This window comes from Dokdonia sp., assembly GCF_039945015.1.
In the GTDB taxonomy this organism is placed as follows: domain Bacteria; phylum Bacteroidota; class Bacteroidia; order Flavobacteriales; family Flavobacteriaceae; genus Dokdonia.
On the sequence record NZ_JBDUXP010000021.1, the window covers coordinates 259694 to 286065 of the forward strand.

Genomic DNA, 26372 nt, shown 5'->3' on the forward strand with positions numbered 1-26372 from the left:
ATGATCTTATTTGAGGAGCCTATTACAGATATTAAAGACTTAATCCCACAGAAATTTCCATTTGTAATGGTAGATACACTGTTGGGTTTTTCGGAAACTAATTTGATATCTTCTTTTAAAATCTTAGAAACTAATATTTTTTTTAATAATCACGTATTTTCTGAACCAGGTTTGATAGAAAATATGGCGCAGACAGTGGCTTTGCATACTGGATATGATTACTTTTTAAGAGGCGAAACAGCACCAACTGGATATATTGGATCTATAAAGAAAATGGAGCTATATAAACTTCCTGAATTACATGATGTGATTCAAACAGAAGCACATATTTTGCAAGAGTTTATGGGAGTAACATTAGTTGAGATTAATGTATTTAATGTAGAGAAGGTGAAAATCGCATCTAGTCTAATGAAAACGGTTATTGCTAGTTAATGATTGATCTTGATAAAATAGATGTATCTGATTTTTTGCCGCATCGCGCGCCATTCTTAATGATAGATAAAATTCTTGATCTGGATGAAAATTTTGTGTCTACCTCTTTTAAAGTTAATGAAGATTGTATTTTTAATGAGAATAATTTTTTAAATGAAATTGGATTAACAGAAAATGCTGCACAAACTTGCTCTTCAATAGTTGGAAGTAGTTTTTTTGAAGATGATGACATAAAAGGTGAGGGGACAACATTGATTGGATTTATAAGTGCAATAAAAAAAGTTGAAATTTTTTCTTGCCCTTTCGTGGGAGATACTATTATAACTAAAGCCAATTTAAAATCTAGATTTGATACAGATAACTATACCATATGCTCTTTAGAATGTAATACTTATTTAGGAACTACTAAATTATTATATTGTGAGATCAATCTAATTATTCAAGAATTAAAACAATTCTATGAAGAAAAATGACACTCCACAGGACAAGAGTGCTTTAGCATCTAAGAATCACAAAGAGCTTTGCTATGCAGTTAATGAAGATGGTGAATATGTTACAACAAAGAGTTCGGGGTGGCAACCCAAAACAATAGCTCTAAACAATGCTTTACAAGATATTGATGAGCGTGTTGCACTTGCTAAAAAGAGAGTGTTAAATAATGAAGCTAGTCCTATTGAATATTATATGGAGGTTCATAGAATGGACGTGTCTATTTTAGCTAGTTATGTAAAGCTTTTCAAATGGCAAGTAAAGAATCATTTTAAATTGAAAAAATTTAATAAGTTATCAAACAAAATTTTAAAACGATATGCAGATGTTTTTGAAATTTCTATTGAACAATTAAAGCATATTGATGATACAAAGTAAATTCACACATAACCAAACAGCTCATTGTGAAAATGGAGTTGTATCGAACTTGATGAAATTTAATGGATTCAATGTAAGCGAACCTATGGTTTTTGGTATAGGGTCTGGATTACTTTATTGTTATCTTCCTTTTTTAAAAGTTAATCACGCACCAGTTGTTACATATAGGATAATGCCTGGTCAAATTTTTAAGCGATATGCCAAGCGTGTTGGAGTGAAAATTAAAAAAGAAAAATTTAAATCACCTGAACAAGCAAAGATCAGATTAGATCAAAATATAAAAAATAATAATCCTGTTGGTTTACAAGTAGGTGTTTATAATCTAGTGTATTTTCCAGACGAATATCGTTTTCATTTTAATGCACATAATTTAATTGTTTATGGTAAAAATGATGATTCTTATTTGATTAGTGATCCAGTTATGGAGACTGTTACAACTTTAACAGATAAAGAATTGGAGAAGGTTCGTTTTGCAAAAGGCGCTTTTGCACCTAAAGGCCATATGTATTATCCTACTGATTTCCCTGAAACTTTAAATTTGGAAAAAGCGATCATTAAAGGTATAAAGCATACCTGTAGAGATATGTTAGCTCCAATGCCAATTTTAGGAGTTAGAGGGATTAGATTAACAGCCAAATTAATTCGTAAATGGCCTAAGAAAAAAGGAATTAAAGTTGCAAATCATTACTTAGGACAAATTGTTAGAATGCAAGAAGAGATTGGCACTGGTGGCGGAGGATTTAGGTACATTTATGCTGCTTTTTTACAAGAGTCTAGTAAAATATTAAATAATGAAACTTTAGCAGATTTATCTACAGAAATGACAGCTATAGGCGACTTATGGCGTGACTTTGCTTTAGATGCTTCTCGTATTTATAAAAACCGAAAAGCCAAAGATGATGCCTATAATGATATAGCTTCTCAATTAGAAGCTATTGCAAGTAAAGAAGAAGTTTTTTTTAAAAAATTAAAAAAGGCTGTGTAATCATATGAACCCTGTATCTGATAAAAAATAATAAAGAATCTTAATACGCTTTCGCGAAAGCGTACCAAACTATAACCATTAATATTTCAAAATAAGACAGTTAGTTTTTGCGTACTCAACGATATGATCCAGATTGAACAATTATCTAAAAAATACAAGAATGCTGATTTCTTCTCAGTACTAGAGTTAGATCTATGTATTGATGAGAAAGAAATTTTTGGATTAATTGGACCAAATGGGGCTGGGAAAACAACGTTGATTTCATTATTATCATCATTAATTAAGCCTACATCAGGAACCTTTACCATTAATGGTCTTAATTATAAAAAGAATAAGAATGAATTAAAAAAGATGATTGGTATCGTTCCTCAAGAATATGCTTTATATCCAACCTTAACTGCTTTTGAAAACTTAATGTACTTTGGAAGCATGTATGGTTTAAAAGGGAATGATTTAAAAACTAAAATTAATTTGGCTATCGAGACGTTAGGGCTTACTAAATTTTTAAATAAAAAGATTGGTACGTTCTCCGGAGGAATGAAGCGTAGGGTTAATTTAATTGCAAGTATTTTACATGAACCTAAGATATTGTTTTTAGATGAACCAACCGTAGGAGTAGATGTTCAATCAAAAAATGTAATTATTGATTATTTACAATCTCTGAATCAAAAGGGAACTACCATCATCTATACTTCTCATCATTTAAATGAAGCAGAGACGTTTTGCACTAAAGTAGCCATCATTGATCATGGGAAAATAATAGCAAAGGGTTCTCCAAAAGAATTAATTACCCATCAAGAAAATGCTAATAACCTAGAAGATGTATTTTTAGCTTTAACTGGAAAAATGCTAAGGGATTATGCATAAGTTAATTGCTTCCATATATAAAGAAATACTATTACTTTCCAGAGACATTGGTGGAATTGCAATATTATTTATAATGCCTTTAGTGTTAATAGTTACAATTACATTAATTCAGGATAGTACATTTAAAACAGTAGTTCCCGTTAAAATTGAAATTCTCCTTGTGGATAATGATAAAGGGAGTGTTTCTGAGATTATGATTGCAGGATTAGAAGATACCAATTCATTTAAAATTATAAAAATAAATAGCGAAGAGGAAGCAGAAAATCTTGTTTCTAAGGGTAAATATCAATTAGCAATAGTTGTTCCTGAAAAGCTATCTTCAGATTTAGAAAAAAAAATAAATCAAAATGTCACTACCATTTTTGAGAAAATTGGACTAAGTGATAGTACTGATGTTTCTAAAGAAATTTTCTCAAAAAAAGAAGTCAAATTATATTTTGATCCAGCGACACAGTTTGCCTTTAAGAATTCTGTGAAAAATGGAATTGATAAAATCATATCTAAAATTGAAACTCAATCTATTTATGCTGCTTTTCAAAAAGAGATATCGGACGATCCTACAGAAGTGATTTTTGATACCAAAAGTTTTATAAGTTTTACAGAGATTCTACCAAATAACAATACTGGAAACACTATTCCAAACTCTGTACAGCACAATGTTCCTGCTTGGACTCTTTTTGCTATATTTTTTATTATTGTACCACTGTCTACAAACATTGTAAAAGAAAAAAACCAAGGGACATTTGTTAGGTTAAGAACAAATCCTTTGCCATATACCACTGTTCTTGGGGGGAAAACAATCGTTTATTTGTTTGTTTGTATCATTCAATTTATACTCATGGTACTTACTGGGGTTTATTTGTTTCCAATAATTGGATTACCTGTATTGGACGTAACTGGAAGATTACCACTATTATTTATAGTTACTATTTTTGCAGGCTTAGCGGCGATAGGGTTAGGTTTACTATTGGGAACCATTGCAAAAACTCAAGAACAAGCGGCTCCATTCGGAGCAACATTTGTTGTTATTCTAGCGGCTATAGGCGGTGTTTGGGTGCCCGTTTTTGTGATGCCAGAATTTATGCAGGTAGTATCTAATATTTCTCCAATGAATTGGGCATTAAATGCATTTTACGATGTATTTTTAAGAAATTCTAACTTAATAGATATTATCCCTGAAATAACATTATTATTGTTGTTTTTTATAATAACCACATCTATTGCTATAGCTTATAATAAAAATAAAAATGCAGTCTAAAAATAAAGGTGAAATAAGTTTTATTAATAAAGTCCGGATTCGTTTTGTCGAAACCGATCCTTTAGGTATTGTATGGCATGGTAATTATATACAATATTTTGAAGATGGAAGAGAAGCTTTTGGGAGGCATCACGGTATCTCTTATCTGGATCAAAAAGAATATGGATATGCAACTCCCATTGTAAAGTCAAGCAGTGAGCATAAGTTTCCATTACGTTATGGAGATGTGGCTACCATAAAAACGATATATGTAGATAGTCTAGCTGCTAAAATGATTTTTAAGTACGAAATTTTTAATCAAGAAGATGTACTTGTGTGTACAGGTGAAACTGTTCAGGTTTTTGTAGATAAAATAGGAGAAGGTGATTTATCTTTAACAATTCCAGACTTTTTTAAAGATTGGAAACAAAAAGTAGGTCTTTTAAATGAGTAACGTTTACTTATCACATAACAATATAATTTCATCACTTGGTTTTGATAGTAAAACTGTTGTAGATAATATCTATAATAAGGTTTCTGGATTGCAATTAATTGATGATAAAGACTTACTTGGAGAACCTATTTGTTCCTCTATAATAAATACTGAAATATTAAATAAAGAATTTTCTAATCTAGGTATCGAACATGATTTTACTAGGTTAGAAAAAATGATGATTTTGTCATTAAAAAATATCATTGCACCTTCAAGAATTCCTTTAACAAAAAGGGTAGGTATAATTATCTCTACTACAAAAGGGAATATAGATGCATTAGATGAGCATAGTTCATTTACAAAAGAACGTGCTTATTTAAGTGAGTTGGGTAAAACAATTAAATCGTTTTTTGGATTTGAGAATGAACCAGTTATTATCTCTAATGCCTGTGTGTCTGGAGTTTTAGCTATTGCTGTCGCCAAACGTTATATTAATCAGGGGATGTATGATGATATATTTATTGTTAGTGGCGATATTGTCACAAAATTTATTTTATCAGGCTTTAACTCTTTTCAAGCGTTAAGCAATCGACCATGTCGACCTTATTCAAAAAATAGATCTGGGATTAATATTGGAGAAGTTGCCGCAAGTGTTTTAGTAACAAATAGTAAAACTGATCTAGTAGATGAAGCTGTTAATATGTTAGGAGAAGGTTCTTGTAATGATGCTAATCATATTTCGGGACCATCTAGAACAGGAGAAGGACTCGTTAGAAGTGTGAACTCTGCTTTAAAAGAAGCAAATATACCTCATACGAGTATCGATTATATTTCTGCACACGGAACAGCGACTCCATTTAATGATGAGATGGAGGCAATTGCATTTAATAGGCTTGGATTACAAGAGGTTCCTGTAAATAGTTTAAAAGGTTATTTAGGACATACTCTAGGTGCTTCAGGATTATTAGAAACTATTGTTGGAATGCATTCTTTAAAAGATAATACATTATACGCATCTTTAGGTTTTGAATCTTTAGGTGTTTCAAAACCCATTAATATAATTACAAATACAGCACAAAAAGAAATGAATATTTTTCTTAAAACAGCTTCAGGTTTTGGAGGCTGTAATACTGCTGCAATATTTAAAAAAGTAACATCTTAAAATAATATGGAAAACACCTCATTAAGGGCTATAGATGCCATTCAAGAAGCGCAAAAAATTGCTTTTGCTCCTTTTGTGTTTCAAGCAACCATTTCGTTAAGAAAACTTGGCATTTTTGATCTTATCTTTAGTAAAAGAAAAGCAGGAGGAATTACAATAGATGAAATTTCCAAAGAACTATCTATAAGCACATACGGTATAAGTGTTTTATTGGAAATCGCAGAAAGTTCAAATATTGTTAGTAAAGATGCTGAAAACAAATATGTATTAACCACCACAGGCTATTTCTTAAATTATAATGAAACGGTTAATGCTAATATAAACTTCACCAATGATGTTTGCTATAAAGGGTTGTATCATTTAAATGAATCTATTAAAACGGGCAAGCCTGAAGGTTTAAAAGAACTTGGTAATTGGGATACTATTTATGAAGGATTGTCACAATTGCCTTCTGAAATTCAAAATTCATGGTTTGAGTTTGACCATCACTATTCGGATCATATTTTTAGTGATGCTTTAGAATTAGTTTTTAGGAAAAAACCAAAGCAAATTTTTGATATTGGTGCAAATACAGGAAAATTTACCATAAAGTGCTGCAATTACAATAGTGACATAAATATAAAAATGATTGATTTGCCTGGTCAATTAAACAAGGCAATTGCCAATATAGAAAAAGAAGGATTTAGTGATAGGGTTACTAGTCATGAAATAAATTGGCTTAAAGACAATCCAAAAATTCCAACAGGAGCAGATCTTATTTGGTTATCTCAGTTTCTAGATTGCTTCTCCAAAGAAGAGATTTTTAAAATTCTAAAGACTTGTGTAGATTCTATGGATGAAAACACAGAGTTGTTTATTATAGAAACCTATACAGATAGGCAACGATTTGATAATGCTAAGTTTATTTTAGAAGCGACATCATTATACTTTACAGTTTTAGCAAATGGAAATAGTAAAATGTATAAAGCAGAAGAAGTGAAAGATATTGCTCTTGCAGCTGGTTTAGAAATAAGAGAGGATATTGCATTAGGAGAATATCATACCGTATTTGTTTTTGGGAAAAAATAATGAATTCATCCTATTACATAAAGTCATTTTGCAGTATAAAGAATAATAAAATCTCTTTAAACGGTAACCTTGTATTTGAGAATGAAGCAGAGATTTTTTCAGATTTTATAAAAACGGCCTACAAATCATTAGATACTAATTATTCAAAGTTCTTTAAAATGGATGCTCTAAGCAAGCTTGCATTTTTAACAGCTGATGTATTACTAAAGAACGAAAAGTTAGATGTAACGCAAGAGAATGATATAGCAATTGTATTTTCAAATAAAGCGTCCAGTTTGGATACCGATAGAAAATATCAAGAGTCTATACAGGATACTGAAAACTATTATCCTAGCCCTTCTGTATTTGTATATACTTTGCCAAATATATGCATAGGAGAAATTTGCATAAAATATAAGCTCTATTCTGAAAATAGTTTTTTTATATTTGACAGCTTTAATGCACAACATTTATTAAATTACGCTACTAGTTTATTAGCTAATAACAAAGCAAATAGTGTACTCTGCGGTTGGGTTGAATTAGATGGAGAACACTATGAAGGATTTTTATACTTAGTTACTAAAACAGGAATTACATTACACAATAACCAAAACTTACTAAAATTATACAATAGTTAATATGAATGCTTTAAAATTAGAACTTAAACAACACATTATAGAACAACTAAACCTAGAGGATGTTGCAATAGAAGATATTGCTGATGATGACAAACTATTTGGAGATGGTTTAGCTTTAGATTCTATAGATGCATTAGAGATTATTGTAATGTTAGATAAAAATTATGGGATTAAATTAACAGATCCTAAAGAAGGACGTGCCATTTTTGAGTCTATTGAAGTAATGGCAAATTATATTTCTGAACACAGAACTAAATAATAGAGATTGAGTAGAGGGGTAGCTATAACTGGTATGGGAATCATTTCTTCTATTGGAAACAATGTAGATGATAATTACCAGTCACTTATAGAAGAGAAAAAAGGAATTACACGTATTTCTAAAATAGAAACCATACATCAGAACGATATTATGGTTGGAGAAATTAGTTTAACAAATAAAGCATTAGAATTACAACTTAACTTACCAGAATCAAATAACTATTCTAGAACAGCCTTATTGGGAGCAATTGCTGCAAAACAAGCTTTTGCTAGTGCAGGAATTAAAGATGCAAACCTTTATAAAACAGGTTTAATTTCGTCCACAAGCGTTGGAGGAATGGATAAGACAGAACAAAACTATTATGCCTACCTTACAGATGCCTCTACTCAAAAGTATATTAAAGGGCATCACGCTGGAGATTCTACTCAAAAAATTGCAGAACAATTAGGGATTGAACAAAGTCTAGTAACTACTATAAGTACTGCATGTTCTTCTGCGGCGAATGCGATTATGTTTGGAGCACGATTAATCAAATCGGGACAGTTAGATCGTGTTGTAGTTGGAGGAGCTGATTGTTTATCTAAATTTACCATAAATGGTTTTAAAACGTTAATGATTTTATCAGATACCTATAATACTCCTTTTGATGATAACAGAAAAGGATTAAACTTAGGAGAAGCTGCTGCATTTTTGGTATTAGAGTCTGATGCTGTAGTACAAGCAGAAAATAAAAAGGTGTTAGCATATGTAAAAGGATACGCAAATGCAAATGATGCGCATCACCAAACTGCATCATCAGAACATGGTGATGGGGCTACCTTGGCAATGAATCAAGCACTTGCCATGGCGGGATTAAAAGCAAAAGAGATAGATTATATTAATGCGCACGGTACTGCTACTGGAAATAACGACTTATCAGAAGGGCGTGCTATCTTAAGAGTCTTTGGAGAGGATGTACCAGACTTTAGCTCAACAAAAGCATATACAGGACATACCTTAGCCGCTGCAGGAGCTATAGAAGCTGTGTATTCTATATTGGCATTACAAAATAATGTGATTTTTCCGAATCTGAATTTCAAAACTCAGATGAAGGAATTTAGTATTACGCCACAACTTGAATCTAAAAACAAACCCTTAACCAATGTTATGTCTAATTCATTTGGTTTTGGAGGTAATTGTTCAACAGTTATCTTTTCAAAAGAAACCTAATGAAAAATGTATATATAAATAGCGTTTGTTCAATTTCGGCTCAAAAGACGTATGATAATTCAGATTTTCTAGATGAAGTTATAACCTATAATGATACTGTTATTCCTGCAGTCAATCCCAATTACAAAGACTTTATTCCTCCTTCGGCATCAAGAAGAATGGCCAAAGGAATAAAGATGAGTATTGTAGCTGCTAAAATCGCTCTTAATGAAGCTGACCTAGAAAATGTAGATGCTATTATTACTGGAACAGGGATGGGTGGATTACGTGATTCGGAAAAATTCTTAAAAGCTATTATAGAAAATGAAGAGTTGTACTTAACACCTACACCTTTTATTCAGTCTACTCATAATACGGTGGGAGGACAGATTGCTTTAGAATTAGGTTGTAAAGGTTATAATTTTACCTATGTGCATTCAAGCGTTTCGTTTGAGTCAGCATTATTAGATGCAACGTTACAACTCCAGTTAGATGAGGCAAATAATATCTTAATTGGAGGTGTAGATGAACTTGCCGATTATACGGTAAAAATACATCGTATAGTTAAGCATATTAAAGCAGAGGAAATAAATTCTAATAAACTATTAGCATCTAAAACTAAAGGAGCTGTTTTTGGAGAAGGAGCTAATTTTTTTGTGCTTTCTAACAAAAAACAAACATCTAGTTATGCTAAAGTGTTAGATGTCAAAATTATTAACACACTTCCTGAAGATACATTAGAACAGAGCGCTATTTCATTTTTAGAGGCTAATAATCTCCAAATTAAAGATCTTGATTTGTTGATTTTAGGAAATAACGGAGATATAGATTATGATCATATATACGATACGTTAAGTTCTAATGCATTCAATACTACTCCGAAAGCATATTATAAACACTTATGTGGCGAGTTTAATACCGCATCTTCTTTTGGCATTTGGCTAGCTGCAAAAATTCTGAAAACACAACAACTACCTAATGAGGTACAACTAAATACTGCCCCATCTTCAAGCTATAAAACTGTTTTATTATACAATCAGTATCGAGGAGAAAATCACAGTTTCGTATTATTGGGTAAAGATTAAGTACATGATAAAAACTGACTATTGTTTTAGAATGCACTGGTTGTTTAAAGTTCATTTTGCTTTCGCGAAAGCAAAAAAAGACCGTTTATCAGTATCTTGTATTTTTAATCATCTACACAGAAGAGAATGTTAAATTTTAGGTCTGTAAATATAGCTGCAGTTCTTATCTCAATTATTTTACTTGCGATAAGTATCTTATTAGAACATTTCTTGTGGGCATATATCTTGTTATTCGTTATTTGGTTATTTATAACAGTCGCTGGATCATTTATAGTAAAGTGGAATTATCATGTTTCATCTCTTAATCATGATATGGATTTGAAAGAGAGAAAGATAGCAATTACTTTTGATGATGGGCCACATCCAGAATACACACCTTTAGTTTTGGAACTTTTAAAAAAATATAATGCAAAGGCTACTTTCTTTTGCATTGGAGAACAGGTCAAAAAACACCCTAATATTTTTAATCAAATTATTAAAGAAGGACATACTGTAGGGAATCATACGTATTCTCATTCAACTAATTTTGGTTTTTTTAAAACAGAAAAGGTGATTGAAGAATTAGCAATGACAAATGAGATTGTTAAAGAAACATCTGGTAAGATAATGCAACTTTACAGACCAGCTTTTGGGGTTACAAATCCAAGAATTAAAAAAGCACTAAGTGTTCTAAAATTACAATCTATAGGGTGGAATGTTCGTTCTTTAGATACAACTTCAAGGTCACCAGATGTAGTATTACATCGGATAACAAAAAACCTATCTAAGGGAGATGTTGTTTTGCTACATGATACAAGTTCTAAAACAATCATCATATTGGAACAGTTATTGTTATTTTTACAGAAACAGGACATAGAATCTATTACTGTAGATTCCTTATTTAAAATAAAAGCATATGCGTAATATTATTTATATCTTCTTTTTAATTGGAACTCTAGCTAGTGCGCAAGTTAAGATGAGCCAGGCTGAAGCAGAAGATTTAAAGTTAAAGGTGAAGTCTCAAGCGGCTACGATACATACATTGCAGAGTGATTTTATACAGTATAAACATTTAGATTTCTTGGCAAATGATATTGAGACGTCTGGAAAATTAGTGTTTAAATCTCCAGATATTGTAAAATGGGAGTATACAGAACCTTTTAATTATTCTGTTTTATTTAAAGATAAGACCTTGTTTATTAATAATGAGGGGAATAAGAGCGACTTAGATGTTGGTTCTAGTGATTTATTTAAACAGCTTAACGGTCTTATTGTCAATAGTATAAAAGGCGATATGTTTGATGAGGATCAATTTACCATCACTTATTTTAAAGATACATCAAACAGTGTAGTACACTCTGTTTCTAAAGATGAGAAATTCTCAAAATACATTAAGGCATTTCATATTACATTTAATGCAGAAGGAGAAGTTATTGAATTAAAAATGATAGAACCTACAGATGATTATACTAGAATTATATTTAGTAATAGAACTGTAAATACTCCTATAGCCGATGCGGTATTTGCTCATTAGTTGTCTGTGCTTGCTTTTTACAGCTTGTGCTTCCTATCCTAAAAAAAATAATTTTCAAGAAAGAGATACTTCAGAAAAAGAAATTTCTCTTCCTTATTTTTCTAGTGAGGCAAAAGATTATGTGTATAAGGCAAATATTGAAGTCTATGGTAATACATTAAGTGGTCTATTTATTGTTAAAAAACTTGGGGAATCAAATCATCGTATTGTCTTTACAACAGAAATGGGGAAGACTATTTTTGACTTTTCATTTTTAAATAATGTTTTTACAGTAAACTATATAATTGATGATATTGATAAATCAATTTTAATAAATATTTTAAAAAGAGATTTTCAAGTTTTAATTCAAGAAAAATTCCCTGTCATTGCATCATATGAAAGTGAAGATGGAATAATTTATGAAACTGTATTAGGTAAAAGAACATATTATTATTCTAAAACAAAACTGGAAGATAAAATTGTGTATACAAGAAATGGAAAAGAAAAAATCCGTTTTCTGTTTTCAGATGTGAATGGTATGATTTCTAATAAAATCAGTATTTTGCACACAGCTATCAAGCTGGAAATCAATCTTAAAACTTTTAATTAAATGAAGAAATCATTTTTAACTTTAGCGTTTATAGTACTTAGTACATCCGTATTTTCGCAAATAACTATTGAACCTGGTGTTAGGGCAGGTGTTAATTTTTCTAGATTTAGTTCTTCAGAATTTGATGCTAAAACAGATTTTTATATTGGAGGTTTTGCAGAAATTAATTTTGCAAGTTTTTTCGCATTAAGACCAGAGTTAAACTACTCTCGGCAAGGAGCATCCCCTAATCTTCCTGGAGTATCAGATATAGAAATACAATATCTCTCTTTTGCTCTTGTGAATAAGTTTTCTCCTTTTAAAAAGGCTGGGGTAGGTTTATATTTTACTGGCGGACCAGCTGTGAGTCTTAGAGTCGGAGACAACGTTAACGATTTTGATGGTACTTTTAGTTCTTTAAAAAATTATGATATTTTAATTTTTGGAGGAATTGGTTATGAATTCCCATTTAACCTTGGTATTGAAGCAAGGTATAATATTGGTTTTGTAGATATTATTGATACTCAATTTTCTACATCTTTTTTAAGTAGTGATGTTAATGAAGTAATTCAAATTGGGGCTACTTATAAATTTGACTTTTAAGCGAGTGGTAAATTAAATAGAAAATCAATCTTAAAACTTTTAATTAAATGGGAAAAGTATTTTTAACAGTATTGTTTGTTATCATGGCTACAACAGCTTTCTCTCAGATAACTATTAAACCAGGAGTTAGAGCAGGTGTGAATTTTTCTAATGTTACAAGTTCAAATTCAAATTTTGACACTAATACAGATTTTTATATTGGAGTATTTACAGAGATTAATTTTACAAGTTTTTACGCTTTACAACCAGAGTTAAACTACACTAGACAGGGAGCAAATTCAAACTCCCTTGGACAATCAGATATAGAGATACAATATCTCTCTCTAGCTGTGGCTAATAAATTCTCTCCTTTTAAAGTTTTAAAATTGCACTTCATTGCCGGACCAGCTATAAATATTAAAGTTGGAGATAACTTGAATAATTCTTTTACTGGTTTTGAGTTTTTTAATCGTTTTGATGTTTTAGTTTTTGGAGGAATTGGATATAGCTTTCCTTTTAATCTAAGTGTTGAAGCAAGATATAACATTGGCCTTGAAGGCAATTTTGATGAGAATTTTGTTGATAATGATAATGGACCTCGAGTTAATGAAGTAATTCAGATTGGAGCTACTTATAAATTTGACTTTTAAATGAATAACATACTATACTAAATAACTAATCTTAAATTTTATAATTGAATGAAAAAAGTATTTTTAACAACAATGTTTGTTATCATGGCTACAACAGCTTTCTCTCAAATAACTATTAAACCTGGTGTTAGAGCTGGTGTAAATTTGTCTAATATTACTAATACAAACTTTGATGATAAAACAGATTTTTACATTGGAGTGTTTGCAGAATTTAATTTTGCAAATTTTTATGCATTGCAACCAGAACTAAATTACACTAGGCAAGGAGCAGATTCAAAGTTTCCAGGAGAGTTAGATATAGAAATACAATATATCTCTCTAGCTGTAGCAAATAAGTTTTCCCCTTTCAAAGGTTTAGGACTACATTTTATTGCCGGACCAGCTATAAATATTAAAGTTGATGATAATCTTGACAATTCTTTTAGTTCTCTAGAAGGATTTGATATTTTAATTTTTGGGGGAGTTGGTTATAATTTTCCATTTGATCTTAGTGTTGAAGCAAGGTATAATCTAGGTATTATAGATATATTTGGTTCTAATGTAAATAATTCATCTCCAATAGATGAAGTCTTACTTAATAAAGTAATTCAAATTGGAGCAACCTATAAATTCGATTTTTAAGTGAGTGATGTATTAAATGATTTCTATAAAATCAATACCCTTGAAGTTGTAGATACTATAGCTACAGCGATTATTACTGTAAACAAAGATCATACGATTTTTAAAGGACATTTTCCTGGAAATCCAGTAATGCCTGGAGTTTGTATGATGCAGATTATTAAAGATATTACAGAGAAAGTAGTAGATAAAAAGCTATTTATGCAATCTGCTGGTAATGTTAAATTTATGGCAATCATAAATCCAAATAACACCCCAGAATTAGAACTAGAAATGGCTATTACCGAAGTAGAGGGAGGTGGGTATAAAGTAAAAAATATCTCTAAGTTTGGAGATACTATAGCTTTAAAACTAACTACTAATTTTATTGCTAAGTAACATATTATATGAAATCTCTAATTGTATCCATACTTGTTGTAAGCATTTGTTTTTTATCAACAGATATAGATACAATTAGAGATTCTTATAAAGAAGCTGTAGAAGATAAAACCAAAATAAAGGCTTTTAACAATTTAGTTGCTTCTGTTACTAAGGAAGATTCTGCCAATCTGATCGCTTACAAAGGTCTTTCAATTACCTTATTGGCTAAGTTAGAGCCCGATATTAGGAGTAAAAAAGAATTATTTGTAGATGGTGTTTCTTATATAGAATACGCTATCAAGAAAAGCCCAAATAATATAGAGGCACGTTTCCTTAGATTAACAATTCAAGAAAACACGCCTAAAATTTTAAAATATAAAAAGAATATAGAGGAAGATAAATTGTTTGTTTTAAAACAGTATAAGAACATTAGATCTACTGCTTTAAAGAATTATATTAAAGAATATATCCTACAATCGAAAGGCTTTACTGATAATGAGAAATTGATTGTAAAAGAGTAAAAATACCCACCTTTTGTTTGTTGTTAATCACATCAAATTAAATTAATTATTTACTGATCAAAATTCCTTTCTAATCAAGAAAAAATAGTATTTTCGATTTAGTAATTCTTTAAGGTTTCTATGAAGTGAGCGACGACTTAATCAGCCAAAAAATTATTGATTTAAAAATTTGTGTGTTAATCCCAACATACAATAATGATGCTACCTTAAAGTCTGTTATTGATAGAGTACTTGATTATACGACTCAGGTAATTATAGTTAATGATGGAGCTACAGATACCACGTCACAAATTCTAGAGTCGTATACCGATCTTCAACAAATACATATAGAAAATAATAGAGGGAAGGGAAATGCGTTACGTGTTGGTTTTGATCATGCAGAGAATTTAGGATATCATTTTGCTATTAGTATAGATTCTGATGGACAACATTTTCCTGAAGATATCCCTGTTTTTGTTAATGCTTTAGAGCAAGATGAAGATAAAAATGTACTATTTATTGGTTCTCGAAACATGAATCAAGATGGTATTCCTAAAAAAAGTAGTTTTGGAAATACTTTTTCTAATTTTTGGTTTAATGTAGAAACAGGTATTAAATTAGAAGACACCCAATCTGGATTTAGATTATACCCTTTAAAAGAAATTAAAAAGCTTACGTTATATACTACTAAATTTGAGTTAGAAATCGAAGTCATTGTTAAAGCTGCTTGGAGTGGTGTCCGTGTAAAAAATATACCTATACAAATCCTTTATCAAGAAGAAGAAAGAGTTTCTCATTTTAGACCTTTTAAAGATTTCACAAGAATAAGTATCTTAAATACATGGTTAGTTATCGTCACGTTTTTATTTATTAAACCTCGTGATTTTTTTAGAAAATTTAAAAAAAAAAGCATTAAAAGATTCTTTTTTGAAGATTTTCTAGGAAGTCAAGATCCTCCTAAAAAAAAAGCATTATCAGTAGCTTTGGGTGTTTTTGTGGGAGTATCTCCATTTTGGGGTTTTCATACATTGATTGTAATCACATTAGCTATATTTTTTAAATTAAATAAAACATTATCTTTTACATTCTCTAATGTAAGTTTACCGCCTTTTATTCCCTTTATAGTCTATTGTAGTTTAAAAATTGGACAGTTTTTTTTTGGAACAGACCTGAACTATACCATGGAAGATATGTTTGGAAAACTTGAGGTATTTAAACACCTTAAGATTTATATTGTTGGTAGCCTTTCTTTAGGGGTTATTTCTGCTGTTACCTTAGGATTTTTAAGTTATTTCCTTTTTCTTGTATTTGGTAAAAATTATGCTAAATAATGGAGCAACTATTTTATAAGATATATCAAAAGATTACAGCTAAAAAGGTAGTAAGTCTTGGTATTCTATTTTTATTCTTGCTTACATTAATTTTTACGGCATCTAGAATCAAATTTGAAGAAGATATCACAAAACTCATACCTACTAATGAGAAAACATCAGATATTGGAAAAGTTTTAAAGACTGTAAACTTTGCTGATAAAATCATAGTTAATATCAAACGAGAATCTAATGGAAGTACGGATGATATTACAGATTATGCTACTCAACTTATTGATAGTCTTCATAAAAACTCAGGTGAGTATTTTACAAAGATTCAAGGAAAAATAGAAGAAGACGATATTCAAGCAACGATAGACTTTGTGTATAATAATATGTCTCTATTTTTGGATGATGATGACTACGAGACGATTACAAATAGAATTCAAAAAGATAGTATAGATGCTATTGTCGCTAGTAATTATAAAACTTTAATTTCTCCATCTGGATTTATTGCAAGAGAAACTATATTAAAAGATCCATTAGGACTTTCTTTTCTTGGAATAACAAAATTACAAGAACTTAACTTTGGTAATGATTTTACGATACATAATGGCTTTTTATTAAGTGAAGATAAAAATCATATTTTATTATTTATAACACCGACTTTAGGCTCTAGCGAAACTTCAAAAAACGCCAAATTTGTTGAGGATTTATATAAAATTAATGAGCAACTCAATTCTAAATTTCAAAGTAAAGCAAGCAGTGAGTATTTTGGAGGTGTTTTAATTGCTGTCGAAAATGCAAGACAAATTAAAGATGACATCCAACTTACGGTAAGTATCGCAATGAGTATCTTATTGATCATCTTAATTCTCTTTTATAAAAAGGTAAGCATCCCAATTATTTTATTTATCCCTACCGTATTTGGCGGATTATTTGCCGTTGCTTTATTGTATCTAATTAGAGGTGAAATCTCTGCTATTTCATTAGGAATCGGTTCTATATTGCTAGGGATTACCTTGGATTATTCACTGCATATACTAACTCATATACGTAGTAACAATGATATAAAAACATTATATAAAGATATCACAAAGCCTATATTGATGAGTAGTTTGACAACTTCTTTGGCTTTTTTATGTTTATTGTTTTTAAGTTCTAGAGCACTTCAAGATTTAGGAATCTTTGCATCTATAAGTGTATTGAGTGCTTCTGTATTTGCATTATTGTTTATCCCATTAGCATATAAAAATGTTACAAAAGTAAAACAACGGAATACATTTATAGATAGACTAGCAAGTTATCAATTTCATAAAAAGAAGTGGATAGGGATTTTTCTTATTATAGCATTTGGTATTAGTTTGTTTACCTATAATACAGTTACTTTTAATAAGGATATAAGTAAACTAAATTATGAACCCCAACATTTAAAGGCGTCTCAAGAAAGACTAGATGGGTTAATAAATACGGCTTCAAAATCGGTGTATTTAGCAGCATACAGTTCTTCTATAGAAGAAGTAGCAATACTCAATGATGCGATCTATTCGAAACTTCAAAAACTCAAGGCAGATGGTCTTGTAATAGACTTTAGTTCTATTGGAGCAGTGATACAATCTAAAGAAACTCAAAATAAAAAGATTAAAAAATGGAATTCCTTTTGGAATACCAAAACCAGTAATGCAACTAAGGGTAATTTAATAGAAAGTGGGAGTAAATTAGGATTTAAACCGTCTTCTTTTAATGCCTTTTATAGTCTTATGGATAAAGACTTTAAATCACTCCAAATTGAAGATTATCAAGTTTTAAGTAACATCCCTACAGAAGATTATATTAGTTCCAAAAATGGCTTTAATACGATAACAAGTTTAGTTAAGGTTAAAGAAGAAAACCTACAAGAGTTAATTTCTGTTTTTAATGATAACAAACAAGTTCTAGTTATAGATAGGCAACAAATGAATGAAGCATTTTTAGGTGATCTAAAAAATGACTTTAATAAATTAATACTGTTTTCTCTCGGAGTAGTATTACTTATTTTAATTCTTTTCTATAAGAGTTTTTCTTTAACCTTGGTTACCAGTATCCCAATTATACTAACTTGGTTGTTAACCATAGGAGTGATGGGATTATTACATCTAGAGTTTAATATTTTTAGTATTATAATCTCCACTTTTATTTTTGGTTTAGGGATTGATTATAGCATTTTTATTACAAATGGTTTATTGCACCAATATAGAACGGGAGAAAGAATACTACCAACTTATAAAGCTTCCATTATTTTATCGATGATTACTACAATTTTAGGGATTGGTGTTTTGATCTTTGCAAAGCATCCTGCATTGTACTCTATTGCTTTGGTATCTATTATTGGGATTTTATCTGCGGTTATTATTTCATTTACAATTCAACCTATATTGTTTAAACTATTTATTGGTGCTAAGACAAAAAAACCAGTTAGTTTTAGATTATTAATTTCTTCTATATTGTCTTTTGCATATTTTGGGTTTGGAGGCATCTTCCTTTCTTTATTTAGTATATCTCTCTTGAAAATTATTCCTATAAATAAAAAAATTAAGATGAAGTGGTTTCATAAAGTGATTTCAAAGTTTATGAAATCGGTGCTTTATTCAAATCCTTTTGTAAAAAAGAAGGTTATAAATTTAAATAATGAGACATTTAGGAACCCAGCAGTTATTATTTCAAATCACACTTCTTTCTTAGATATTTTGGCAATAGGAATGTTAGACCCAAAAATTGTTTTCTTAGTTAATGATTGGGTATATAATTCTCCCGTTTTTGGGAAAATAGCTCAAATTGCTGGATTTTATCCAGTCTCTAGCGGTATTGAAAATGGAGTATCGCATCTACAAACTAAAGTGAATCAAGGCTATTCATTAATGGTGTTTCCAGAAGGCACAAGAGCTCTGACTAGTAAAATAAAACGTTTCCATAAAGGAGCATTTTTTCTTGCAGAACAACTTAATCTAGATATTCTTCCAATTCTAATTCATGGGAATTCAGAAGTAAACCCTAAAGGTAGTTTTCTCATTAGAAATGGAAAGGTTACAGTAAAAATATTAAAACGAATTTCTCTTAAAGAAAAAACCTTTGGAGAGGTTTATAAAGAACGGACAAAAAGCATTAGTGCACATTTTAAACAAGAATATTACGCATTAAGCCAAGAGATAGAACACCCCTCTTATTTTTACAATGATGTTTTAGAAGAATATCAGCATAAAGGAAATGCAGTATATGCAAGAGTAAAGAAAGATTTAAAGAGATATAATACTACATATAAAGAAGTTTTAAAAGCTATTGGTCCTAATGATAACATTACTCATATCTCTGACGATGATGGGCAATTAGATATCTTATTAACCTTAAGCGGGATTGATAGAAAAATAGTATCCTATATAGAGAATGATATGACTAGGGCTATTCTTCAAAATAGCTATCTCGCAAATAAATATAAGGCCGTTAAAACAGAAGCCTCTATTGATGATGCATTAAAAAATAAAGCAACTGTCTTGATTATTAATTCAAGTAAAATACATCAAAATCAATTAAGCCATATAGTAAGTGATACAGATACTACTCTTATAATTTTATTAAAAAAGAGTATCGAATTATACTCAGAAACAATGAATAATTCTGGTTTTAGCATATATTACAAAAGTGAAGACACTATTATATTAAAAAGATAAATACATATATGAAGGCACATTATGATGTTGTGATAATTGGGAGTGGTTTAGGAGGTTTGGTGTCTGCAATTATCCTAGCAAAAGAAGGTAAAAGCGTTTGTGTTCTTGAAAAAAACAATCAATATGGAGGTAACTTACAAACCTTCGTAAGAAATAAAACAATTTTTGATACAGGAGTACACTATATCGGTGGGCTTTCTGAAGGTCAAAACTTATATCAATATTTTAAATACATTGATATTATGGATGACCTTGAGTTTAAAAAATTAGATGAAGACGGTTTTGATATCATCTCTTTTGATAATGACGACAAGGAGTACAATCATGCACAAGGATATGAAAACTTTATAAAAGTATTAATTAAAGATTTCCCTGAAGAAGAGTCTGCAATAATCGCTTACTGTGATAAGTTGAGAGAAACGTGTAATGAATTCCCATTATATAATTTAAAAAAGGGGAGTCCTTATTATGATAATGTATCTGTTTTTCAGCTTCAAGCAAAAAAATATATAGAGACATTAACGACAAATAAAAAATTACAAGCTGTACTAGCAGGAACTAACTATTTATATGCAGGTGACGGTGAACGCACTCCTTTTTATGTTCATGCGCTATCTACAAATACATACATAGAAAGTTCATATCGATGTAAAAATGGCGGAAGTCAAATTACCAAAGTCTTAATGAAACGTTTAAGAGAGCTTGGCGGAGACACGTATAAACATAGTGAGGTGAGTCGTTTTAACTTTGAAGATGGTATCATTACAGCTGCAGTTATTAAGAATGATATCGAAGTTCATGGGGATTTATTCATTTCTAATATAGACCCTAAACAAACATTAAAAATGGTAGGTGATGGCAAGTTTAGAAAATCATATTCCAATCGTATTTCTCAAATAGAAACAACTCCCGCTGCATTTAGTTTATATATCGTTTTGAAACCAAATTCATTTAAATATCAAAATAAAAATTTTTATCATTTCAAAGATTATAATAATGTTTGGGACACCTTAAACTATACAGAAGAAAGTTGGCCAGAAGGGTATATGATGTCTATGGGCGTTAAAAAAAATCAAGGCGAATATGGTGATAACATCGCAGTGATGACTTATATGAATTATGATGAAGTAGCCCCTTGGGTAGATAGCTTTAATACTGTAGCTCATAAAAATGAAAGAGGTCAAAGCTATGAACAGTTTAAAACCGAAAAAGCTGAAAAAATTATTATTGAATTAGAAAAGAAATTTCCTAATATTAGAGATTGTATAGAGACATTTTATACATCTACACCATTGTCTTACAGGGATTATATAGGTAATACCGATGGTGCAATGTATGGTTATGTAAAGGATGTCAATAAACCAATGCATTCTTTTATATCACCAAAAACAAGAATAAAAAACTTACTGTTTACAGGGCAAAGCCTAAATATGCACGGCATTTTAGGCGTAACAATCGGCGCAGTAATCACATGTTCTGAAGTTTTAGGAAAAGATTATTTATTAAATAAAATTTTAGAGCATAATAAAAATTAAGAATGATAATGACTATTCCTATTTATATGTGACTTAGTACGCTTTCGCGAAAGCAAAAAAAGAATCTTTATAAATAGAATATATCACCTATCAAGTAGAAACAATCAAATCATAGCAGTTCAAGATAAATTGTAAAATGAACTTTAAACAGCATATAAAAATAAAGTATCTCTACCTTTTAGTACTTATATTCATACTAAGTTCTTGTGGAGTTTCTAAATCCCTAAAAGATGTTCCAGATGTAGCTGCATATGAAGTGTCTGTTTTGAACAGAGAACAAGTCAATGATTCTACGTTTACTGCAGGAAACAATAATCTCAAAAAAAATAAGCAAGGATTATGGGAACTGTATGTAGAAGGGAACCCATACCAAATAGGATTAAATACGGGACTACTAACACAAGAATTATTTAAAAAGCAAGAACATGCTTTTTTATCAAAAGTAAATGATTTAGTCCCTTCAAAAACAAAGCAATATTTTTTACGGAAGGTATTAGCCTGGTATAATAGAAAAATGTACTTGCATATTCCAGAAGAGTATAAAGCAGAGATTTACGGCCTTTCTGAATATGCAGCAGATACCTATAGTCATATTGCAGATAATTATCTGAGAATATTATACCTACACGGAGCGCACGATATTGGTCACGCATTTCAAGATTTGGCATTAGTAGGTTGCACCTCTTTTGCTGCTTGGGGAGATAAAACAGAAGATGGAAGTTTAATTATTGGTAGAAATTTTGATTTTTATGCAAGTGATGATTTTGCAAAAGAAAAAATTATTGCATTTGTAAGCCCAACCGAAGGGCATAAGTTTATGTCTGTGACTTGGGGAGGTATGATAGGCGTTGTTTCTGGAATGAATGAACATGGTCTGACAGTAACGATTAATGCAGGAAAATCTAAAGTCCCATTAATTGCAAAAACGCCCGTATCTATTTTAACTCGCGAGATATTACAATATGCTACGACTATAGACGAAGCCATTGCTATTGCTAAGAAGCGTAGCGTCTTCGTGTCAGAATCTATTTTTGTTGGAAGTGCTCATGATAAAAAAGCAATTCTTATAGAAGTGTCTCCAAAGAACTTTGGTGTATATGAAGTTTCAAATTCTAATCAATTAATATGTTCTAATCACTTTCAAAGTGACGCTTATTCTGAAGATGAGAATAATATCAAACACAAAGCAGAAAGTCATTCTCTATATAGATACCAACGTATGGAAGAGCTTTTACTACAAGAAGAGAAGTTAACACCAGAAACAGCAGCAGCTATACTAAGAAATAAAGAAGGATTGCAAAATAAAGAAATTGGGTATGGAAATGAGAAAGCTCTCAATCAGTTATTAGCCCATCATAGCATTATATTTAAGCCAGAGCAGCGTCTAGTTTGGGTATCTTCTAATCCATATCAGTTAGGTGAGTTTGTTGCTTATGATCTAAATGAGGTCTTTAAAACTGCTTCTAGTAATTCAAAAGAAACACTTGCTACAACATCATTAAATATAGAAAAAGACCCTTTTCAGTATACAGATGCATATCGTAACTACGAGAGGTATAGGATGTTAAAACAAAAAGTTGATGCAAAAATTGAAAAAGAACAAGCTATAGAACCTGCGCTTCTAAAGGATATACAACATGCCAACCCAGAATATTGGGAGCCCTACTATTTAGTTGGGAAGTACTATTATCAAAAAAAATATTATACAGCGGCTCTTCATGCTTTTGAAATGGCATCTACAAAAGAAATTACTACAGTTCCTGAGCAAGAGACCATTAATATGTATATTAAAAAATTAAAAAGGAGATTAAACAAATGATTCCTGAAATAGAAAAAGCAACTTCGGCAGAAATAAGAATATTTCAAGAAAGTAAATTAAAAACACTTCTTATTTATTTAAACACGCATTCTGCATATTATAAACGTTTATTTAAAAAACATGCTATTTCTATAGATGCTATTAAAACACTAGAAGATTTAACCAAGATACCAACAACCTCTAAGGAAGACTTACAAGAACATAATAATGAATTTTTGTGTGTTTCTAGAGAGAAGATTATAGATTATGTAACAACATCTGGTACTTTAGGAGAGCCAGTTACATTTGCACTTACAGATAATGACTTGGATCGTCTAGCACATAACGAAGCTATTTCTTTTGCTTGTGCTGGTATGCAACAAAATGATGTGCTACAAGTAATGGTGACGTTAGATAGACGTTTTATGGCTGGGTTAGCCTATTTTTTAGGAGCAAGAAAATTGGGAGCCGGAATTATTCGAGTAGGTAATGGTGTTCCTGAATTACAATGGGATTCTATTTTAAAATTTAAACCTACTTATTTAATCGCTGTTCCTTCGTTTTTATTAAAGCTTATAGAGTACGCAAAATCACACGATATAGATTTTAATAACTCAGGTATAAAAGGAGCTATATGTATTGGAGAACCTATACGAAATCAAGATTTTTCTCCTAATATCCTTGCCGAAAAAATTAAATCACAATGGGATATTCAGTTATACTCTACCTATGCTTCGACAGAAATGAATACTGCATTTACAGAATGTGAATCTCAGAAAGGAGGACATCAACATCCAGAACTAATCATCACCGAAATCTTAGATGATAATGATCATCCTGTTGCTACAGGCGAAGTAGGAGAGCTTACCATTACTACGTTAGGTGTAGAGGCAATGCCTTTACTTCGATTTAAGACTGGAGATATGCTTAAAAGCTATGCAGATCCTTGTGATTGTGGTAGAAATACAACACGCTTAGGTCCTGTACTAGGTAGAAAAAAACAAATGATAAAGTATAAAGGCACAACGTTGTATCCTCCAGCAATGAATAATCTTTTAAATGATTTTGATGAGATAAAAAGCTATGTCATTGAGATTTATCATAATGCTATAGGCACAGATGAAATCCTTATAAAAATTGCGACACAAAACCCTAACGATGTTTTATTGCAAAGTATAAAAGATCATTTTAGAGCAAAATTAAGAGTACTTCCCGAAATTGAGTTTCTTGATGGGAAAGCAATTCAAAAACTTCAGTTCCCTAAATTAAGTAGGAAACCTATAATGATTATAGATAAAAGAAAAACAACCAATGCTTCTTTTTAGAAACCCTTGTTTTAGTACTATTTTTATTCATAGTTGTTTATGTCTATAAAGAACTATAAAAAGCTAACTCCAGATGCTAACTTTTCAGGAGTAGATCATATCATCATTGGTTCTGGGATAGGAGGGTTAACAGTTGCTACTTGGCTTGCCAGAGCTGGAAAAAAAGTAGTTGTTTTTGAACAACACTATGTTCCAGGAGGTTTTACACATAGTTTTAAACGAAAAAAAGGATTTAATTGGGATGTTGGCGTTCATTACATAGGTAATGTAGGAACTGGGAGTTCTCTAAAAAGACTGTTTGATTTTATCACCGATAATAAAGTACGTTGGGCATCTATGGGTGATGTGTATGACGTTGTTCATATTGCAGATAAGGTGTATGAATTTAAGGCTGGAAAAGAAAATATGCGAGCACAGTTAATTAGCTATTTTCCAGATGAGTCCAAAGCTATAAATACCTACCTTAAGCGTATAGAAACCTCCAATAAATATGGAAATGCTTTTTTCTTTGAGAAGACATTTAAACCTATTTTAAGCCTAACTATAGGAAAATTAATTAAAAGGTTATTTTGGAAATATTCACAAAAAACAACATTTGAAGTTGTTAGTTCCTTAACAAATAACAAGCGTTTAATAGCTGTTTTGTGTGCTCAATGCGGTAATTATGGCCTTGCTCCAAAACGTAGTAGTTTTGCGGCACACGCAATGGTTATTGCTCATTTTATGGAAGGTGGATACTATCCTATAGGAGGTGCAGATACACTTGCTACAACGACTATTGATCATCTTACAGCATATGGAGGGGAAGTCTATATTAATTCAAAAGTAGATGAGATTGTTGTTTTAAAAAATAAAGTTCAAGGAATAAAGATCAACGATCGATTCATTTCTTGTAAAAGCGTTATTAGTAATATTGGGGTAAACAATACATTTAATCATTTACTATCGTCTAAGGATCGTCAGCGATGTCAGTTTACCTTAGATGAGATAAAACCCTCTACGGGACATATTTGTTTATATGTAGGCTTAGACATTTCTGATAAAGCGTTGGATTTACCAAAAAACAATGTATGGTATTTTAAACATGATGATATCGATCACATTATCGATCAAGCAACTATTGAAAGTGCTCCATTAAATTTTGCATATGTCTCATTTCCTTCTGCAAAAGACCCAAATTGGGCAGATACGCATCCTAATAAGGCCACCATTCAAGCAATTACAGTAGGACGTTATGACTGGTTTAAAAAGTATGAAGAAGCTCCTTGGATGAAACGAGGTAAAGAATATAGCGAACTCAAGCAAGAATTGGAAAAGCAAATGCTTAAGAAACTTTATGAATTATTTCCACAAATTAAAGGGCACGTTATCGAAACAGAAATCTCAACACCATTATCTACCAAGCATTTTACTAAGTATCAACATGGGGAGATTTATGGCTTAGAGCATTCACCAAAACGTTTTAGATTGCCTTTTTTACGTCCAGAAACAAAAATTAAAGGCCTACGACTGGTGGGGCAGGATATTACGATTGTTGGTGTTGCAGGTGCCATGTTATCTGGTATGCTTGCTGCTATTACTATTCTCAAATTTGGTGTTCGAAAACTATTTAAGCAAATGAAGTAGGGGAGTCTGTTTATAACACATAACTAGAAACGAATTTGTAATACTCTTTTTTGTTGTAAATGTGTTTTATACGCTTTCGCGAA

At 30.8% G+C, this 26372-nt stretch carries 28 protein-coding genes; all 28 read left to right on the forward strand.

The window, feature by feature from the left end; all coding sequences use genetic code 11:
• The 28 genes from ABJD27_RS17315 to ABJD27_RS17450 all read left to right on the forward strand — a co-directional run bounded on the left by ABJD27_RS17315 (position 1) and on the right by ABJD27_RS17450 (position 26289).
• Positions 1-432: a hypothetical protein gene (locus tag ABJD27_RS17315; RefSeq protein WP_348166285.1), complete on the forward strand. Its 432-nt coding sequence runs from the start codon at positions 1-3 to the stop codon at positions 430-432.
• A complete protein-coding gene (locus tag ABJD27_RS17320; RefSeq protein WP_348166288.1) occupies positions 432-905 on the forward strand; it encodes an ABC transporter permease in 474 nt (157 codons plus the stop codon). Before ABJD27_RS17315 ends, ABJD27_RS17320 begins: the two co-directional genes overlap by 1 nt.
• Complete coding sequence (locus ABJD27_RS17325; protein WP_348166291.1) at positions 892-1299, forward strand: hypothetical protein; 408 nt, start codon at positions 892-894, stop codon at positions 1297-1299. The genes ABJD27_RS17320 and ABJD27_RS17325 overlap by 14 nt, the downstream gene beginning before the upstream one ends.
• Complete coding sequence (locus ABJD27_RS17330; protein ID WP_348166624.1) at positions 1289-2284, forward strand: BtrH N-terminal domain-containing protein; 996 nt, start codon at positions 1289-1291, stop codon at positions 2282-2284. The genes ABJD27_RS17325 and ABJD27_RS17330 overlap by 11 nt, the downstream gene beginning before the upstream one ends.
• A gap of 123 nt (positions 2285-2407) precedes the next feature.
• Entirely contained in the window at positions 2408-3151 is a 744-nt protein-coding gene (locus ABJD27_RS17335) for an ABC transporter ATP-binding protein (protein WP_348166294.1), read from the forward strand.
• The gene (locus ABJD27_RS17340) at positions 3144-4409 is read left to right on the forward strand and encodes an ABC transporter permease (RefSeq protein WP_348166297.1); all 1266 of its coding nucleotides are present in this window, start codon (positions 3144-3146) and stop codon (positions 4407-4409) included. The genes ABJD27_RS17335 and ABJD27_RS17340 overlap by 8 nt, the downstream gene beginning before the upstream one ends.
• The gene (locus tag ABJD27_RS17345; protein ID WP_348166300.1) at positions 4399-4842 is read left to right on the forward strand and encodes a thioesterase family protein; all 444 of its coding nucleotides are present in this window, start codon (positions 4399-4401) and stop codon (positions 4840-4842) included. Before ABJD27_RS17340 ends, ABJD27_RS17345 begins: the two co-directional genes overlap by 11 nt.
• Entirely contained in the window at positions 4835-5983 is a 1149-nt protein-coding gene (locus ABJD27_RS17350; protein ID WP_348166303.1) for a beta-ketoacyl synthase N-terminal-like domain-containing protein, read from the forward strand. Before ABJD27_RS17345 ends, ABJD27_RS17350 begins: the two co-directional genes overlap by 8 nt.
• A gap of 6 nt (positions 5984-5989) precedes the next feature.
• Positions 5990-7051: a methyltransferase gene (locus ABJD27_RS17355; protein ID WP_348166306.1), complete on the forward strand. Its 1062-nt coding sequence runs from the start codon at positions 5990-5992 to the stop codon at positions 7049-7051.
• Positions 7051-7668, forward strand: a complete 618-nt coding sequence (locus tag ABJD27_RS17360) for a 3-oxoacyl-ACP synthase (protein ID WP_348166309.1) — start codon at positions 7051-7053, stop codon at positions 7666-7668. Before ABJD27_RS17355 ends, ABJD27_RS17360 begins: the two co-directional genes overlap by 1 nt.
• Before the next feature lies 1 nt (position 7669).
• Complete coding sequence (locus ABJD27_RS17365) at positions 7670-7927, forward strand: phosphopantetheine-binding protein (protein ID WP_348166312.1); 258 nt, start codon at positions 7670-7672, stop codon at positions 7925-7927.
• Between the two features lie 6 nt (positions 7928-7933).
• Entirely contained in the window at positions 7934-9136 is a 1203-nt protein-coding gene (locus tag ABJD27_RS17370; RefSeq protein ID WP_348166315.1) for a beta-ketoacyl-[acyl-carrier-protein] synthase family protein, read from the forward strand.
• Positions 9136-10200, forward strand: a complete 1065-nt coding sequence (locus tag ABJD27_RS17375) for a beta-ketoacyl synthase N-terminal-like domain-containing protein (protein ID WP_348166318.1) — start codon at positions 9136-9138, stop codon at positions 10198-10200. The genes ABJD27_RS17370 and ABJD27_RS17375 overlap by 1 nt, the downstream gene beginning before the upstream one ends.
• Before the next feature lie 4 nt (positions 10201-10204).
• Positions 10205-10333, forward strand: a complete 129-nt coding sequence (locus ABJD27_RS17380; RefSeq protein WP_348202076.1) for a hypothetical protein — start codon at positions 10205-10207, stop codon at positions 10331-10333.
• Entirely contained in the window at positions 10327-11103 is a 777-nt protein-coding gene (locus ABJD27_RS17385; protein ID WP_348166321.1) for a polysaccharide deacetylase family protein, read from the forward strand. Before ABJD27_RS17380 ends, ABJD27_RS17385 begins: the two co-directional genes overlap by 7 nt.
• Entirely contained in the window at positions 11096-11713 is a 618-nt protein-coding gene (locus tag ABJD27_RS17390; protein ID WP_348166324.1) for an outer membrane lipoprotein carrier protein LolA, read from the forward strand. Before ABJD27_RS17385 ends, ABJD27_RS17390 begins: the two co-directional genes overlap by 8 nt.
• Positions 11714-11723: 10 nt before the next feature.
• Complete coding sequence (locus ABJD27_RS17395; protein WP_348166327.1) at positions 11724-12302, forward strand: hypothetical protein; 579 nt, start codon at positions 11724-11726, stop codon at positions 12300-12302.
• Positions 12303-12884, forward strand: coding sequence for a porin family protein (locus tag ABJD27_RS17400; protein ID WP_348166330.1), 582 nt, complete (start codon positions 12303-12305; stop codon positions 12882-12884).
• A 47-nt stretch (positions 12885-12931) separates the two neighbouring features.
• Positions 12932-13513: a porin family protein gene (locus tag ABJD27_RS17405; protein ID WP_348166333.1), complete on the forward strand. Its 582-nt coding sequence runs from the start codon at positions 12932-12934 to the stop codon at positions 13511-13513.
• Positions 13514-13561: 48 nt separating this feature from the next.
• On the forward strand, positions 13562-14134 hold the full coding sequence (locus tag ABJD27_RS17410) for a porin family protein (protein WP_348166336.1): 573 nt from the start codon (positions 13562-13564) through the stop codon (positions 14132-14134).
• Positions 14135-14509 (forward strand): 3-hydroxyacyl-ACP dehydratase, encoded by a 375-nt coding sequence (locus ABJD27_RS17415; protein ID WP_348166339.1) that lies wholly within the window; start codon positions 14135-14137, stop codon positions 14507-14509.
• 8 nt (positions 14510-14517) lie between these two features.
• Positions 14518-15012 carry a hypothetical protein gene (locus ABJD27_RS17420; protein ID WP_348166342.1) on the forward strand — a complete coding sequence of 165 codons (495 nt, stop codon included), beginning with the start codon at positions 14518-14520 and terminating at the stop codon, positions 15010-15012.
• A 173-nt stretch (positions 15013-15185) separates the two neighbouring features.
• Positions 15186-16322 carry a DUF2062 domain-containing protein gene (locus ABJD27_RS17425; protein WP_348166345.1) on the forward strand — a complete coding sequence of 379 codons (1137 nt, stop codon included), beginning with the start codon at positions 15186-15188 and terminating at the stop codon, positions 16320-16322.
• On the forward strand, positions 16322-20005 hold the full coding sequence (locus ABJD27_RS17430) for a 1-acyl-sn-glycerol-3-phosphate acyltransferase (RefSeq protein ID WP_348166348.1): 3684 nt from the start codon (positions 16322-16324) through the stop codon (positions 20003-20005). Before ABJD27_RS17425 ends, ABJD27_RS17430 begins: the two co-directional genes overlap by 1 nt.
• Positions 20006-20013: 8 nt before the next feature.
• Complete coding sequence (locus tag ABJD27_RS17435; RefSeq protein WP_348166351.1) at positions 20014-21540, forward strand: NAD(P)/FAD-dependent oxidoreductase; 1527 nt, start codon at positions 20014-20016, stop codon at positions 21538-21540.
• 136 nt (positions 21541-21676) lie between these two features.
• Positions 21677-23359 (forward strand): C45 family peptidase, encoded by a 1683-nt coding sequence (locus tag ABJD27_RS17440; protein ID WP_348166354.1) that lies wholly within the window; start codon positions 21677-21679, stop codon positions 23357-23359.
• The gene (locus ABJD27_RS17445) at positions 23356-24663 is read left to right on the forward strand and encodes an AMP-binding protein (protein ID WP_348166357.1); all 1308 of its coding nucleotides are present in this window, start codon (positions 23356-23358) and stop codon (positions 24661-24663) included. The genes ABJD27_RS17440 and ABJD27_RS17445 overlap by 4 nt, the downstream gene beginning before the upstream one ends.
• A 39-nt stretch (positions 24664-24702) precedes the next feature.
• Positions 24703-26289, forward strand: a complete 1587-nt coding sequence (locus tag ABJD27_RS17450; protein ID WP_348166360.1) for an NAD(P)/FAD-dependent oxidoreductase — start codon at positions 24703-24705, stop codon at positions 26287-26289.
• The last annotated feature ends 83 nt before the right edge of the window (positions 26290-26372 follow it).

Bases quoted from the DNA above. Each gene is read 5' to 3' on its own strand.
- ABJD27_RS17320 (WP_348166288.1), top strand. From the start codon at position 432: ATGATTGATCTTGATAAAATAGATGTATCTGATTTTTTGCCGCATCGC.
- ABJD27_RS17390 (WP_348166324.1), top strand. From the start codon at position 11,096: ATGCGTAATATTATTTATATCTTCTTTTTAATTGGAACTCTAGCTAGT.
- ABJD27_RS17340 (WP_348166297.1), top strand. From the start codon at position 3,144: ATGCATAAGTTAATTGCTTCCATATATAAAGAAATACTATTACTTTCC.
- ABJD27_RS17325 (WP_348166291.1), top strand. From the start codon at position 892: ATGAAGAAAAATGACACTCCACAGGACAAGAGTGCTTTAGCATCTAAG.
- ABJD27_RS17335 (WP_348166294.1), top strand. From the start codon at position 2,408: ATGATCCAGATTGAACAATTATCTAAAAAATACAAGAATGCTGATTTC.
- ABJD27_RS17440 (WP_348166354.1), top strand. From the start codon at position 21,677: ATGAACTTTAAACAGCATATAAAAATAAAGTATCTCTACCTTTTAGTA.
- ABJD27_RS17360 (WP_348166309.1), top strand. From the start codon at position 7,051: ATGAATTCATCCTATTACATAAAGTCATTTTGCAGTATAAAGAATAAT.
- ABJD27_RS17375 (WP_348166318.1), top strand. From the start codon at position 9,136: ATGAAAAATGTATATATAAATAGCGTTTGTTCAATTTCGGCTCAAAAG.
- ABJD27_RS17430 (WP_348166348.1), top strand. From the start codon at position 16,322: ATGGAGCAACTATTTTATAAGATATATCAAAAGATTACAGCTAAAAAG.
- ABJD27_RS17445 (WP_348166357.1), top strand. From the start codon at position 23,356: ATGATTCCTGAAATAGAAAAAGCAACTTCGGCAGAAATAAGAATATTT.
- ABJD27_RS17410 (WP_348166336.1), top strand. From the start codon at position 13,562: ATGAAAAAAGTATTTTTAACAACAATGTTTGTTATCATGGCTACAACA.
- ABJD27_RS17355 (WP_348166306.1), top strand. From the start codon at position 5,990: ATGGAAAACACCTCATTAAGGGCTATAGATGCCATTCAAGAAGCGCAA.
- ABJD27_RS17350 (WP_348166303.1), top strand. From the start codon at position 4,835: ATGAGTAACGTTTACTTATCACATAACAATATAATTTCATCACTTGGT.
- ABJD27_RS17385 (WP_348166321.1), top strand. From the start codon at position 10,327: ATGTTAAATTTTAGGTCTGTAAATATAGCTGCAGTTCTTATCTCAATT.
- ABJD27_RS17380 (WP_348202076.1), top strand. From the start codon at position 10,205: ATGATAAAAACTGACTATTGTTTTAGAATGCACTGGTTGTTTAAAGTT.
- ABJD27_RS17315 (WP_348166285.1), top strand. From the start codon at position 1: ATGATCTTATTTGAGGAGCCTATTACAGATATTAAAGACTTAATCCCA.
- ABJD27_RS17365 (WP_348166312.1), top strand. From the start codon at position 7,670: ATGAATGCTTTAAAATTAGAACTTAAACAACACATTATAGAACAACTA.
- ABJD27_RS17435 (WP_348166351.1), top strand. From the start codon at position 20,014: ATGAAGGCACATTATGATGTTGTGATAATTGGGAGTGGTTTAGGAGGT.
- ABJD27_RS17405 (WP_348166333.1), top strand. From the start codon at position 12,932: ATGGGAAAAGTATTTTTAACAGTATTGTTTGTTATCATGGCTACAACA.
- ABJD27_RS17345 (WP_348166300.1), top strand. From the start codon at position 4,399: ATGCAGTCTAAAAATAAAGGTGAAATAAGTTTTATTAATAAAGTCCGG.
- ABJD27_RS17450 (WP_348166360.1), top strand. From the start codon at position 24,703: ATGTCTATAAAGAACTATAAAAAGCTAACTCCAGATGCTAACTTTTCA.
- ABJD27_RS17420 (WP_348166342.1), top strand. From the start codon at position 14,518: ATGAAATCTCTAATTGTATCCATACTTGTTGTAAGCATTTGTTTTTTA.
- ABJD27_RS17400 (WP_348166330.1), top strand. From the start codon at position 12,303: ATGAAGAAATCATTTTTAACTTTAGCGTTTATAGTACTTAGTACATCC.